General features: G+C 71.9%; 14 protein-coding genes. 6 read left to right on the top strand and 8 right to left on the bottom strand.

Annotated elements, in window-relative coordinates; all coding sequences use genetic code 11:
- The first annotated feature begins 105 nt into the window (after nucleotides 1-105).
- Genes FHX74_RS15740 through FHX74_RS15725 form a run of 4 tightly spaced genes read left to right on the top strand, consistent with a single transcriptional unit; the run spans nucleotide 106 to nucleotide 5,643 of the window.
- Nucleotides 106-1,629 carry an ABC transporter substrate-binding protein gene (locus FHX74_RS15740; RefSeq protein ID WP_182561148.1) on the top strand — a complete coding sequence of 508 codons (1,524 nt, stop codon included), beginning with the start codon at nucleotides 106-108 and terminating at the stop codon, nucleotides 1,627-1,629.
- Nucleotides 1,629-2,579, top strand: coding sequence for a carbohydrate ABC transporter permease (locus FHX74_RS15735; RefSeq protein ID WP_182561147.1), 951 nt, complete (start codon nucleotides 1,629-1,631; stop codon nucleotides 2,577-2,579). The genes FHX74_RS15740 and FHX74_RS15735 overlap by 1 nt, the downstream gene beginning before the upstream one ends.
- On the top strand, nucleotides 2,576-3,448 hold the full coding sequence (locus tag FHX74_RS15730) for a carbohydrate ABC transporter permease (protein ID WP_182561146.1): 873 nt from the start codon (nucleotides 2,576-2,578) through the stop codon (nucleotides 3,446-3,448). The genes FHX74_RS15735 and FHX74_RS15730 overlap by 4 nt, the downstream gene beginning before the upstream one ends.
- On the top strand, nucleotides 3,445-5,643 hold the full coding sequence (locus FHX74_RS15725; protein WP_182561145.1) for a family 78 glycoside hydrolase catalytic domain: 2,199 nt from the start codon (nucleotides 3,445-3,447) through the stop codon (nucleotides 5,641-5,643). The genes FHX74_RS15730 and FHX74_RS15725 overlap by 4 nt, the downstream gene beginning before the upstream one ends.
- An 18-nt stretch (nucleotides 5,644-5,661) precedes the next feature.
- On the opposite strand, the gene FHX74_RS15720 is transcribed toward FHX74_RS15725, so the two are convergent.
- Genes FHX74_RS15720 through FHX74_RS15710 form a run of 3 tightly spaced genes read right to left on the bottom strand, consistent with a single transcriptional unit; the run spans nucleotide 5,662 to nucleotide 8,221 of the window.
- Complete coding sequence (locus FHX74_RS15720; RefSeq protein WP_182561144.1) at nucleotides 5,662-6,474, bottom strand: endonuclease/exonuclease/phosphatase family protein; 813 nt, start codon at nucleotides 6,472-6,474, stop codon at nucleotides 5,662-5,664.
- On the bottom strand, nucleotides 6,471-7,550 hold the full coding sequence (locus FHX74_RS15715; RefSeq protein WP_182561143.1) for a sugar phosphate isomerase/epimerase family protein: 1,080 nt from the start codon (nucleotides 7,548-7,550) through the stop codon (nucleotides 6,471-6,473). The genes FHX74_RS15720 and FHX74_RS15715 overlap by 4 nt, the downstream gene beginning before the upstream one ends.
- On the bottom strand, nucleotides 7,547-8,221 hold the full coding sequence (locus FHX74_RS15710) for a cob(I)yrinic acid a,c-diamide adenosyltransferase (RefSeq protein ID WP_182561142.1): 675 nt from the start codon (nucleotides 8,219-8,221) through the stop codon (nucleotides 7,547-7,549). Before FHX74_RS15710 ends, FHX74_RS15715 begins: the two co-directional genes overlap by 4 nt.
- A 64-nt stretch (nucleotides 8,222-8,285) precedes the next feature.
- Between FHX74_RS15710 and FHX74_RS15705 the strand changes: the two genes are divergently transcribed.
- Nucleotides 8,286-9,023, top strand: coding sequence for a peptidylprolyl isomerase (locus tag FHX74_RS15705; RefSeq protein WP_182561141.1), 738 nt, complete (start codon nucleotides 8,286-8,288; stop codon nucleotides 9,021-9,023).
- A gap of 20 nt (nucleotides 9,024-9,043) precedes the next feature.
- Here FHX74_RS15705 and FHX74_RS15700 read toward each other — a convergent pair whose 3' ends face one another.
- The 4 genes from FHX74_RS15700 to FHX74_RS15685 form a co-directional block, all read right to left on the bottom strand.
- A complete protein-coding gene (locus tag FHX74_RS15700; RefSeq protein WP_182561140.1) occupies nucleotides 9,044-9,298 on the bottom strand; it encodes a hypothetical protein in 255 nt (84 codons plus the stop codon).
- A gap of 187 nt (nucleotides 9,299-9,485) precedes the next feature.
- Nucleotides 9,486-9,722 (bottom strand): hypothetical protein, encoded by a 237-nt coding sequence (locus tag FHX74_RS15695; protein ID WP_182561139.1) that lies wholly within the window; start codon nucleotides 9,720-9,722, stop codon nucleotides 9,486-9,488.
- Between the two features lie 47 nt (nucleotides 9,723-9,769).
- The gene (locus tag FHX74_RS15690; protein WP_182561138.1) at nucleotides 9,770-10,612 is read right to left on the bottom strand and encodes an alpha/beta fold hydrolase; all 843 of its coding nucleotides are present in this window, start codon (nucleotides 10,610-10,612) and stop codon (nucleotides 9,770-9,772) included.
- Nucleotides 10,609-10,866, bottom strand: coding sequence for a hypothetical protein (locus FHX74_RS15685; RefSeq protein ID WP_220484137.1), 258 nt, complete (start codon nucleotides 10,864-10,866; stop codon nucleotides 10,609-10,611). Before FHX74_RS15685 ends, FHX74_RS15690 begins: the two co-directional genes overlap by 4 nt.
- A gap of 86 nt (nucleotides 10,867-10,952) precedes the next feature.
- On the opposite strand from FHX74_RS15685, the gene nucS reads away from it, so the two are divergent.
- Complete coding sequence (gene nucS, locus FHX74_RS15680; protein ID WP_182561137.1) at nucleotides 10,953-11,672, top strand: endonuclease NucS; 720 nt, start codon at nucleotides 10,953-10,955, stop codon at nucleotides 11,670-11,672.
- A 29-nt stretch (nucleotides 11,673-11,701) separates the two neighbouring features.
- Here the strand turns inward: nucS and FHX74_RS15675 are convergent, their stop codons facing one another.
- Nucleotides 11,702-13,063, bottom strand: a complete 1,362-nt coding sequence (locus FHX74_RS15675; protein ID WP_182561136.1) for a coiled-coil domain-containing protein — start codon at nucleotides 13,061-13,063, stop codon at nucleotides 11,702-11,704.
- Nucleotides 13,064-13,080: the final 17 nt, after the last annotated feature.

Here is a 13,080-nt window from a genome sequence, read left to right as displayed (position 1 = left end):
CCCCGCGATCCTTGACCGGTTTCTGTAGAACGTTATACATTCAGCGGCACGCCGCGATGAAACGATTCACGGGCGCCGACGCGATGTTCCTCGAGGGAGACGGACATGATGAGACGACGGCAGTTCATGGCCGCGACGATGGCGGCCGGTGCCGCTGCGTTGGCGGGATGCTCGAAGAGCTCCTCGGGCGGTGCGGGCAACGGCCCGTCACTCCGCTCCGACGGCAACCCCGACCTGACCTGGAAGGGCACCATCACCATGGGTGCCCAGGCCTACACCCCGGCGCTGCCGGGGGTGAAGCTGGCCCCGGGCACCGCCAAGCTGCAGGAGTTCGGCAAGGTGGCCGACGCGTTCACCGCGCTCTACCCGGACATCAAGATCAAGTTCCTGGGTTCGGACTACACCTACGAGACCACCACCATGAAGACCCAGGCGACCGGCGGTCAGCTGCCCGACGTCTGGTGGCAGCAGCACAGCGAGGTCAACACCTCGTTCCCGGCCGGGGTCTGCACCAACCTGGCGCCCTACATGGAGAAGCCGAACCCGTTCATCAAGGGCAACACCCGCTGGCGCGACGTGCTCAACGCGCAGTCCTACACCCAGTCCTACGCCGACGCGGACACCCAGTACTGCAACAACGGCGACTTCGTCGGGACGGCGTTCTTCTACAACAAGAAGATCTTTGCCTCGGCCGGGATCAGCGACGTCCCGAAGACTTGGGACGAGCTGATCGCGGTCTGCCAGAAGCTCAAGGCCGCCGGCACCACGCCGTGCGCGATCCCGGCCTACACCTACGGGTTCGGCTGGCTGGCACGGATCTTCCTGGCCAACTTCCTCGGTGAGGACACCTGCAAGAAGATCGACGCCTACTCCAAGGACCCGGGGATCAGCACCACCGACGTCGCGGTGGCCTACAAGAAGGGGCTGCTCGACCCGCGGCAGAACCCGGCGGTGCTGGCCTGGTGGCCGATGGCCAAGGAGCTGTTCTCCTACTGCGACCCGCAGATCAACCAGCTGCCGGCCAACCCGCCGGTCGGCTCGCCCAACCCCGAGGCGATGATGGCGGCCGGCAAGGTCGGGATGATCTACGACGGCACCTGGGCGCCCACCGCGGTGGCCGCCAACGGCGGCGGGATCGAGATCGGCAGCTTCCCGTGGCCGAGCCTGGCCGGCTCGAACCAGTACGCCACCTCCTTCGACACCGCGAACGCCGTCTCCGGGCCGAACGCGGCCTGGCAGTACTTCATCTCGAGCCCGCGCTCGGACACCAGCCTGCGTGAGAACGGCAAGCTCGACGCGGTGGTCGCCTGGATGCAGTTCTTCTCCACGCCCGAGCGGAACACGGCGATCTGCAACGAGTACGGCAGCTTCCTACCGACCTACAGCGGCGCCGAGCCGACCAAGGACCTCAAGGAGCTGGCCAGCCTGGCCGCCGAGCCGATCTACGCGATGAACGGCGGCGCGGAGTTCACCACCGAGGCCAACGACCAGATCAGCAAGCTCTTCCAGGCCTACGTGCTCGGCCAGGTGAGCATGGACGACGTCACCACCAAGTACCCGCAGATCATGGACAAGGGGCTGCAGGACTACCTCCAGGTGCACCCGATCGACTTCTCGAAGTACAGCTGATGGCGGGCTCGACCACGGTCGTCGCCACCGAGCGGCGACCGGCCGCGACCGTGCGCCCGCAGCGCCGCCGGTCGGTCCGGCGGCTCGTCCTCGAGCGGCTGGCCGCAGTGGCGTTCCTGCTGCCCACGCTGGCCCTGATCGGGGTGTTCTCCTACTACCCGGCGGTCCGCGCGGGCGTCACGGCCTTCACCCGGTGGGACGGCTTCAACCCGCCGGTCTGGGTCGGGGTGCAGAACTTCACCCAGGCGTTCGGCGACCCGGACTTCCTGCGCTCAGCGGTCAACGTGGCGATCTGGACGCTGTTCGGCGTCCCGCTGGCCATGGTGCCGTCGTTCGTCGTGGCCGAGCTGATCTTCCGGCTCCGTTCGGACCGGGCCCAGTTCGTCTGGCGGGCGGTGTTCGTCGCGCCGCTGATCATCCCGCCGGTGGTCTCGATCCTGATCTGGCAGTTTCTCTACGGCCCGAACGGCCCGATCAACACGGTGCTGCACAGCGTCGGGCTGGGGGAGCTGGCCCGGTCCTGGATCGCCGACCCGAAGTTCGCGCTCTGGGCGCTGATCTTCCTCGGCTTCCCCTGGGTGTCGTCGTTCAACGTACTGATCTTCTACAGCGGGCTCAAGGCCATCCCGCGCGAGGTGATCGAGGCCTCCGCGCTCGAGGGGGCCGGGCGGTTCCGCCAGCTGGTCCACATCGAGCTGCCGCTGATCGCCGGGCAGTGGAAGCTGCTGCTGGTGCTGAGCATCATCGGCGTCACCCAGAACCTGACCGTGCCATTGCTGCTGACCAACGGCGGCCCGGGGAACGCCACCCTGACCCCGGTGCTCTACATGTACCAGCGGGCCATCGACTACGGGCAGTACGGCTTCGGCATGGCCGTCGGCACCCTGCTGTTCGTGGTGGTGCTGGCCCTGTCGATCATCAACATGCGAGTGCTGAGGACGCGATCATGAGTGCTGCCACCCTGCCCGGTCGCCGGAGCGCCACCGCCGGTCGCGCGCTGCGGAAGTGGTCGCTGCCCGGCCACTTCGTGCTGGCGATCATCGCCGTGCTGACCTACGTCCCGGCCTACTTCATGATCGACAACGCGCTGCGCAGCGGCCCGGCGATGCAGGCCTCGCCGTTCGCACTGGCCACCGAGCCGAAGTGGCACAACTTCTCGCTCGCCTGGCAGGCCAGCAGCTTCGCCTACCCGGGGACGATCTTCATCGTGGTGGTGTCGGTGGTCGGCATCGCCATCACCACCCTGGCCAGCGCCTACGCCTTCGCCCGGCTGCGGTTCCGGGAGAAGGAGATCTGGTTCTACACGGTCTTCGGGCTGCTGCTGATCCCCGGCTTCATCACGCTGATCCCGCTCTACGTCCAGATGAGCGACATGGGGCTGATCGGCACCCGGTGGGGGCTGATCCTGCCCTACCTGGCCGGCGGCCAGGCCCTCGGCGTGGTGGTGCTGCGCAGCGCGATCGAGGCCATCCCCGAGGAGCTGTTCGAGGCGGCCAAGATCGACGGCGCCGGGCACGCCTGGATGTTCTTCTCGGTCGCGGTGCCGCTGTCGATGCCGTTGGTGATCGCGCTGGCGCTGCTCAACGTCGTCGGGCTGTGGGGCGACTACGTGCTGCCGTCGCTGATCCTGCAGGGCGACAGCTCGACGGTCTCGGTGGCCATCACCAGCTTCACCCCGCCCCCGATGACCCCCAACCTCGACAGCTACAACGTCCAGCTGGCCGCGTTCAGCATCGCCTCGGTGCCGATCGCCGTGCTGGTGCTGGTGATGATGAAGTACTTCGTCTCCGGCCTGTCGCAGTCCGCGGTCAAGCTGTGAGCGCGGAGACCAGCTTCCCGCGGGCCGGCCGGTGGATCGGGCCACCGGCCGGCTTCGGCGCCGACGAGCCGGTTTTCGCCACCGACCTCGTGGTCCCGGAGGGCTGCACCGGCGTGCGGCTCGACCTGGCCGGGCTCGGGCTCGCCGTCGTCCGGGTGGACGGCCGCGAGCCCGACGACCGGAGGCTCGCACCGGCCTTCAGCGCCTACGACAGGACGGTCTGGTTCGAGACCTACGACCTGAGCGGTCTGGCCGCCGGGACGCACCGGCTGACCGTCACCCTGGGTCGCGGCTTCTTCGCGCTGCCCACCGAGAACGTCTGGGGCTGGCACCGGGCGCCCTGGACCGGCCCGCTCCGGCTGCTCGCCGACCTCGAGGTGAGCGGTCCCGACGGGGCGGTGCTGAGCGGGAGCGACACCGGCTGGACGGTCACGGCGGGGGGCACCACGACCAACTGCCTCTACGCCGGGGAGAGCTTCGACGCGACCAAGGAACCGGGGGCGCCGGTGCCGGCCGCGCCGGCCGAGCCACCGGCCGGGGTGCTCCGGCCGCGCGACTTCCCACCGGTCCGGCCGACCTGGACCGGCCCGGTCCGCTGGCGTCGGATCGGGGACAGCTGGGTCGGGGACGCCGGGCGGACCGTGGCCGGCTGGGTCCGGCTGCGCACCGACCAGGCCCGCGGGGCCGAGGTGCGGATCCGCTACGCCGAGGTGCCCGAACCCGACGGCACGCTGCGGCCGGTGAACCGGCACGTCACCGGCGACCGGTTCCAGGAGGACCGGTACGTCGGCGACGGGACACCCGACCAGCACTGGGAGCCCTCCTACACCTACAAGGGCTTCCGCTGGGTGCAGCTCGACGGGCTCACCCACGAGCCCGGGCCGGAGACGGTGACGGTGGTGGCCGCGCACAGCGACGTCCGGCGGGTCGGCGTCCTCACCGCCGCCGAGCCGCTGTTCGCCACCTACACCGACGCGATGGCCCGGACGATCACCAACAACCTGCACCACCTGCCGACCGACACCCCGGCCTACGAGAAGAACGGCTGGACCGGCGACGCCCAGGTCGGGGCGCCGACGATGCTCTACCTGCTCGACGCCGGGTCGCTGCTCGCCAAGTGGCTCGAGGACGCGGTCGACGCGATGCATCCCGACGGCGCGCTGCCGGTGATCTTCCCGACCCCGGGTTGGGGCTATCACGACCTGGCTCCGTCGCCGGAGTGGACCACGGTCTACCCGTTCCTGCTCCGCGAGCTCTACCGGCACCGGGGCGAGCCCGCGCTGCTGCACCGGCACGCCGACTCCCTGCGTCGCTATCTCGACTGGGAGCTGGGGCAGCTGGTCGACGGGCTGTGCGTCTCCGCGCTCGGCGACTACCTGGCTCCCGGCACCGACGGGCTCGGCCCGGACGACTCGGTGCTCACCGCGACCGCCTTCCTCATCCGCGGGCTGGGCTGCGGGGCCGAGGTCGCGGAGCTGGTCGGCCGTCCCGAGGACGCGGCCCGGTGGCGGGCCGCCGCGGCCGCGCTGACCAGCCGGCTGCACGACCGGTGCTTCGACGCCGACGCCGGCTGCTACGTCGTCGGGCCGGCCTACAGCCAGACCGCCAACGCGGTGATGCTGGCCTTCGGGCTGGTGCCGGCCGACCGGGTGGCGGCCGTGGCGGCCGGGCTGGCCGCCGACGTCCGGGCCCGCGGAGGGCACCACCACGTCGGCTGTCTCGGCGCGGCGACGCTGCTCACCGCGCTCACCCGGAACGGCCACCCCGAGCTGGCGCTCGAGGTCGCGACCACCCGGACCTATCCGGGCTGGGGCTTCTGGTTCGCCCAGGGCGCCGACACCATGTGGGAGATGTGGGAGGAGACCACCCGGTCCCGCAACCACTACTTCCACGGCACCGTCGTGCAGTGGCTGATCGAGGACGTGGTCGGGCTGCGCCGCGGCGACCACGGCTGGGCCGACTTCGAGGTCGCCCCGGCCACCGGGTTCCCGGCCTCGCTGGACCACGCGTCCTTCGCCACCGAGACCGTCCGCGGCCGGGTGGCGGTGAGCTGGCGCACCGTCGACGCCGGGCGCGAGGTCAGCGTCGAGGTGCCCGCGGGCTCGACCGCCCGGGTCGTGCTGCGCGACGGTGTCCACGACCTGGCCGAGGGTCGTTGGACGCTGACCGACCGGGAGCCGTCCGCGGGCGGGTAGACCCTCGTGGTGCCGGGATCACCAGCGCAGGCGGACCTCCACCGGCAGGTGGTCGCTCGGCCAGATCCCGCCGGGGGCGGTGTCGACGACCCGCGAGGTCAGCGGGTGCAGCGCGGGAGAGGTGAACACCCAGTCGATCCGGTCGCCGTCCGGTTCGGGCGGCTCGTAGGACGGGCAGCTGCAGGGGAGCGGTCCGACCTCCTCGGCGCCGGCCACCGCGTCGACCAGCCGGCCGGCGGCAAACCGCTCGTAGACCCGCGAGCTCCCGGCCGACGCGTTGAAGTCGCCGGTCACCACCACCGCCCGCCCGGCGTCGAGCAGCGGGCCGAGGTAGTCGGTGATCATGGCCACCGAGCGCAGCCGGACCGCGTCGTCGGGGACGTGGTCGAGATGGGTGTTGACCACCTCGAGCTCGCGGCCGGTCCGGCGCTCGAGCAGCGTGACGTGGGTGATCATCCGCGGCAGGTCGTTGCCCCAGGTCATCGAGCCCGGCACCTCGGGGTCGTCGGACAGCCACCGGTAGGCGACCCGGACCACGTCGAACCGGGTCGTGTCGTAAAAGACCGCGCCGAACTCGCTCTCGTCGGGTCGCACACCGCGTCCGCGGCCGACCCAGCCGTAGCGGCCCGGCAGACCCTCGACCAGCTCGGCGAGCGCGAAGTCCAGTCCCTCCTGGGTGCCGAGGACGTCCGGGGCCAGCTCGCGGAGCAGCTCGAGCATCGGGCCGCGTCGCGACGACCACGGGTGGCCGTCGTCGGCGGTCGCGTACCGCAGGTTGTAGCTGACGACCGTGAGCGTCGAGGCCGACCCGGACCCGCCCGGGGCGCTCACTCCTTCGTCGCGAAGGCGGCGTCGAAGGCCGCCTCGGGCGGGGTGATCGCGTTCAGCCGGCGGATGAACTCGAGCGCCTCGGGGGCGCCGTCGAGCCGGTCCATCCCGGCGTCCTCCCACTCGATGCTGATCGGGCCGGCGTAGCCGATGTGGTTGAGCATGCGGAAGATGTCCTCCCAGCGGGTGTCGCCGTGCCCGGTGGAGATGAAGTCCCAGCCGCGCCGGGGGTCGGCCCAGGGCAGGTGCGAGCCGAGCATGCCGTTCCGGCCGCCGGACATCCTGATCTTGGTGTCCTTGCAGTCGACGTGGTAGATCAGCTCGCGGAAGTCCCACAGGAAACCGACGTAGTCCAGCCCCTGCCAGACCATGTGCGAGGGATCGAAGTTGAGCCCGAAGCTCGTGCGGTGCCCGATCGCCTCGAGGGTGGCCACGGTCGACCAGTAGTCGTAGGCGATCTCGCTCGGGTGCACCTCGTGCGCGAACCGGACGCCCTGCTCCTCGAACACGTCCAGGATCGGGTTCCAGCGCTCGGCGAAGTCGGCGTAACCGGCCTTGATCACGTCGTCGGCCACCGGCGGGAACATGGCCACGTAGTGCCAGATCGCCGAGCCGGTGAAGCCGATCACCGTGTCGACGCCGAAGTTCCTCGCCGCCCGGGCGGTGTCCTTCATCTCCTCGGCGGCCCGCTGCCGGACACCCTCGGGGTCGCCGTCGCCCCACACCCGCGGGTTGACCATGTTCTGGTAGCGCTGGTCGATGATCGCCTCGCAGACCGCCTGGCCGTTGAGGTGGTTGCTGATCGCCCAGCAGCCGAGCCCGTACTTCGCCAGGGTGTCGCGCTTGCCCTGGACGTACCCCTCGTCCTCGGCGGCGCGCTTGACGTCGAAGTGATCACCCCAGCAGGCGATCTCCAGGCCGTCGTAGCCCCACTCGGCGGCGAGCCGGCAGACCTCCTCGAACGGCAGGTCGGCCCACTGGCCGGTGAACAGGGTGACCGGGCGGGTCTGCTCGGGTCGCGCCGATCCGGTCGCCTCGCGCAGTCCGGGCTCCGGTGCCGCGGTCTGGTCGGTGCTCATCGGTGGTCCTCTCCGTCGGTGGCTTCGGCTGGGCTGTGCTGGTGGTGATCATCGGTGGCCGGCGGGTCCTGCTCGGGCGCACCCGGCCGGTCGCGACCGGGCACCCAGAGCACGTCGTGCTCGGCGCCGTTCACCACCCGGGTCAGGATGAACAGCAGGTCCGAGAGCCGGTTGAGGTAGTGCAGGGCGAGCGCGGTCAGCCCGCCCGGCTCGTCCAGGCCGTACTGCTGCGAGGCGTGCCAGGCGGCGCGCTCGGCGCGTCGGGTGATCGTCCGGGCCAGGTGCAGCTGGGCGGCCGCCGGCGACCCGCCGGGCAGCACGAACGAGCGCAGCGCCGGCAGGGTGGCGGTGTACTCGTCGCACCAGCGCTCGAGCCGGTCGATCGAGGCCTGGGTGATCCGCAGCGGCGGGAACTCCGGCTCCGCGACCACCGGCGTGGACAGGTCGGCGCCGAGGTCGAACAGCTCGTTCTGCACCAGGCCGAGCAGGTCGCGGACGTCGGTCGGCAGGTCGGGCCCGAGGGCCAGGGCCAGCCCGATCGCGGAGTTCGCCTCGTCCACGTCGCCGTAGGCCTCGACCCGCAGGTCGGTCTTGGCGACCTCGGAGAGGTCGGAGAGCCGGGTCCGGCCGCCGTCACCCGTCCGGGTGTAGATCCGGGTGAGGTTGACCACGGCGGCCACTGTACCGGCGGCGTTGCGTCGCCGATCGTCTCCCCGGCGGTGGCACCCTGACGCGGTGAAGCCGCACGTCCGCCCTCCCGTTCCAGCACAGTCCGGCCGCCCTCGCCCGCGCCGTGCGCGCCGCGCCGGCGCCGTCGCGACGCTGGCCGCCGCCGTCCTGGTGGGACTGGTCGGCTGCGGGACGGTGCCGTCGGGCTCCTCGGCGCCCGGGGCCGGGTCGCCGGCCGGCGCGGACGGCGGCAAGACCTGCACCTACACGCCGTCGGGCAGCGCGGCCAAGAAGGTCTCCCTGCCGCCGACCACCGGGGTGGCCGACACCGGCAGCGTCCAGTACGCGATCAAGACCAACGACGGCACGATCACCATCGCGATGGACCGGTCGGCGACCCCGTGCACGATCAACAGCTTCGTCTCGCTGGCCCGTCAGCAGTACTTCGACGACACCCGGTGCCATCGGCTGACCACGGCCGGGATCCTGGTGCTCCAGTGCGGGGACCCGACGGCCACCGGTTCGGGTGGTCCGGGCTACCGATTCCCCGACGAGCTGACCGGGAAGGAGACCTACCCGGCCGGGACGGTGGCGATGGCCAACGCCGGGCCGGACACCAACGGGTCGCAGTTCTTCCTGGTCTACGGCGACAGCCAGCTCGACCCCAACTACACCGTCTTCGGGACGATGGACGCGGCCGGTCTGGCGGTGGTCAAGAAGATCGCCGAGGCGGGCACCGCGGACGGCTCCTACGACGGGCAGCCGAAGAACCCGGTCGAGATCCTCTCCGTCACCCAGGTCTGAACGCCGACCCCCGGCGGGGTTCAGCGGTGGTCGCGCGACCCCACCCGCCGGTCGGGACCCTGCGGGGCGGGCCGGCGGCGCTTCGGGCTGCTGGACAGCCAGACCGCGGCTAGCGCCAGCACGCCGACCCCGATCAGCGCCGGGACGATCGCGGCCGCGAACCCGTTGCCCTGCTGCGGGTAGACGTCGGGCATCGTCGTCGGCGTGGGGGTGGGCACCTGGAGCACGATCAGCCACACCCGCAGCGCCAGCTCCTGCAGCGCCCCTGCCGCCATGGTCGTCCTCCCGTCACCGCACCCGGGCCGGGACGAGCGTCCCGACACCATGCATTGCCCCGTCAGCCGATGATCAGATTCACCAGGTCGCCCACCGGCGCGTACCCGAGCCGGTAGCGCGCTATCACGCCCCCGGTGGAGCGCGCGGGGAGTGCTCGGGAGACGTGCCCGCGGGGGCCGGCGGTGATCAGGCGGGGTAGTAGTAGGTGAGCGTGTAGCGGTGCGGCACGACCGGGCTGCTGGTGCACCGCTGGGTGATCACCGCTCCGTCGCGCGCGACCTGCCGGGCCGCCTTCGTGCACGACGCCTGTCCGCTGAAGTGCCGGTTCATGGCGTAGGGGGAGGCCGCGGCGGCGGGCAGCGCCCAGGCGCCGGCCGCGATCACGCCGACGGCCGCGCCCGCCACGAGCTTCGTGATCTTCATGGTGCGTCAGGTTAGGTGTTGCGTGGTCCGCGATGCCTGAGCTTTTCTCAGGTTGCGGACGCGGCGGTGGGGGACGCCGGCGTCTCCAGGAACTGCCGGACGATCCCGGTGAAGACCGCCGGCTGCTCGGAGTGCACCCAGTGACCGGCGTGCTTGACCGTCACCGTCCGCACGGCAGGGAACAGCGCGCGCATCGCCTCGGCGTACGCGGGCCGCACGTAGTCGGACTCGGCGCCCGCGACCCACAGCACCGGTCCGGGATAGGGGGCGGCGTGGGCCAGGGCGTCCGGCCACTGCCACAGGTCGGTCAGCCGGTCGCCGAGCAGCGCCAGGTTGTGTTGCCAGCGCCAGCGGACGCCGTTCGGTCCGCTCTCCCGACGCAGGTTCTGCAGCAGGAAGCCGCGGATCACCGGATCGGGCACCAGCGGCTCGAGCACCGCCTCGGCCTCGCCGCGCTGCTGGAGCCGGTCGAGCGGCACCGCCCGCATCGCCCGGACGTAGTCGCCGAAGTTGCTGATCCCGTCGTAGACGACCGGGGCGATGTCGACCACCACCAGCCGGGCCACCAGGTCCGGTCGGCGCAGGGCCAGGGCCATCGCGACCTTGCCGCCCATCGAGTGCCCGACCACCGACCAGGCCGTGCCGGGACGGTCCGCCTCCAGGGTGGCGGCGACCGCCTCGGCCATCGCCGGGTAGCCGAGCCGGTCCGACCACTCCGAACGCCCGTGGTCGGGCAGGTCGGGCAGCAGCACGTGGTGGTCCTCGGCGAGGGCGCGGGCGATCGTCGTCCAGTTCCGGCCCTGGCCGAACAGCCCGTGCAGGAAGACCACCGGGTTGCCGTCCTCGCCGACGGTGGTGGTGTGCAGCCGGGGGAGCCCGCGGTCGCTCACCGGCGGCGCTGCCAGCAGGCGGTGTGCCAGTGCCGCCGTTCGTCGACGCCGTGCAGCTCGGGCCAGACCACCACGTGCGGTGTCCCGGCCGGGATGACCTGCTGGCAGCCGGGGCAGCGGTACTGCTTCTGGCTGGCCGCCCCGCTCATCGGCCGGACGATCCAGCGGCCGTCGGACTTCTCGTCGCCACGCTGGTCGATCAGCAGCGGGCGGGTGGCCAGCACGCGTCGGGGTCGGCGGCGGGAAGGGCTCACCGTCCGAGTCTGCCAGCCGGAGCGGTCGCTCCCGGACGTCGTCCCGCCGGGCCGGGCCGGCGACCGCGGCTCGGTAGGGTGTCCCGGTGCGTCTGGTCATCGCCCGTTGTCAGGTCGACTACGCGGGGCGGTTGACCGCACACCTGCCGATGGCCTCGCGGCTGATCCTGGTCAAGTCCGACGGGTCGGTCTCGATCCACGCCGACGACCGCGCCTACAAGCCGCTCAACTGGATGAGCCCGCCCTGCACGCTGGTCGAGCTGAGCCCCGCGGAGGTCGAGGCCGGCGGGTACGCGGCCACGGTCACCACCGGGGAGCCGCTGACCGGTGTCTGGCTGGTCAAGGGCCGTGACGGCGACACCCTGCAGATCTCGCTGGCCGAGGTGCTGCACGACAGCCGGCACGATCTCGGCGTCGACCCCGGTCTGCAGAAGGACGGCGTCGAGGCGCACCTGCAGGCGCTGCTCGCCGAGCACCCGGAGACCTTCGGGCCGGGCTGGAGCTTGGTCCGCCGCGAGTACATGACGGCGATCGGTCCGGTCGACCTGCTCTGCCGCGACGACCAGGGACGCTACGTCGCCGTCGAGGTGAAGCGGCGCGGGGAGATCGACGGCGTCGAGCAGCTCACCCGCTATCTCGAGCTGATGCGTCGGGACCCGCTGCTCGGCGACGTGGCCGGGGTGTTCGCCGCGCAGCAGATCAAGCCCCAGGCCAAGGTGCTCGCGGGCGACCGCGGGATCACCTGCGTGACCGTGGACTACGACGTGCTGCGCGGCCTCGACTCCCCGGAGGACCGGCTGTTCTGAGCCCCCGGTCCCTCCGGAGCGGTCCTGGTTCAGCGACGGCTGGTGCGGACCGCCCGGAGCTGCCGGGTGGCGTCGTCGGGGTCATCGGCCGGCGGTGCCGACTCGGTGGCGTCGCTGTCGGCGTCCTCGACCTCGGCGCGGGCCTCGGCGCTCGGGCCGCGGCCGGGCGTCCCGTCCGCGGTCTCGCTCGCGGTCTCGGCCGGGTTCTCCACCGACGTCTCGTCCGGAGTCTGCTCGGCCGCGGTCTTGCCGGCGAGCTCCTCGTCGCTGACGTGGCCCTGCTCGGCCGCCGGGTCGACGGTCTCGAAGCCCTCGAGGTCGGCCAGGTCGGCCATCGGAGCCGGCTCGGGCATCGTGGCGCTGGTCTGCGAGGCCAGGTCGCTGAGCCCGGCGAGCTGGGCGAGCACCGCCTGCTTGCGCTGCTCGAGGTTCTCGGTCTCGCGCCGCAGCTGCTCCTTGCGCCACTCGAACTCGGCCTGGGTCCGCTGCCGCAACCGGGCCGCCTGCTTCTTGGCCTCGGTGAGCAGGGTGTCGGACTCCTCGATCGCCCGGAGCCGGATCTGCTCGGCCTCGGTCTCGGCCTCGGCGCGCAGCTGGGTGGCCTTCTCGAGGTCCTCGCTGAGCCGGGCGCCCGCCTCCTGGTGGTGCTGGGTCGCCTCGGACAACAGCTTGCCGGTCGCGGTCACCGACTCGGTGTGGATCCGGCGGAGCTCGGCGATCGCCGCCTCGCGCTCCTGGGCCACGGTGCGGCGGACCTCGGCGGCCTCGGTCTGCGCCGCGCGGCGCTGCTCCTCGCCCTCGAGGTAGGCCTCCTGGCGGGTGGTGTCGGCCTGCTGGGTGGCCTCCCGCCGGACGGCCTCGGCCTCGCGGTGCGCGGCGGCCACGATGGCCGCCGACTCCGTCCGGGCGCGCTCGATCTGCGCCTTGACCTCGGCGGCGCCCTGCTCGCGGAGCTTGGCGATCTCGTCCGAGCCGCTGGTCTTGATCTGCTGGCCCTCGCTCTGCGCCGAGGACCGGATCGCCTCGGCCTCGCGCTCCGCGCGGTCGCGGAGCAGCTTGGCGTCGGTGGTGGCCTTCTCGCGCATCTCGCGCGCCTGCTCCTCGGCCAGCCGCAGGATGTTGCTGGCCCGGCCGCCCAGGCTGGAGTAGTCGATCTCGCCGGTGGGCCGGGTCTCGAGCTCGCGCCGGGCCTCATCGAGCTGCTGCTGGAGCTGGCGGACCTGCTCCTCGAGCTCGCTCTGCTGGTGGTGGTTGCCGACCACCCGGGCCTCGAGGCTGCGTACGTAGTCGTCGACGGCCGAGCGGTCGTAGCCGCGCAGCGCCGTCGGGAAGTTCCCCGCCGCGCTCGCCGTCTCGTCGAACAGGTTCAGGCCGTCCCCGTGATCACTCACTGTCCATCCTCATGCTT

Source organism: Microlunatus kandeliicorticis, assembly GCF_014137855.1.
GTDB lineage: Bacteria > Actinomycetota > Actinomycetes > Propionibacteriales > Propionibacteriaceae > Microlunatus > Microlunatus kandeliicorticis.
Note: the sequence above shows the minus strand (reverse complement) of the source record. Positions and strands in the feature narration are given on the sequence as shown.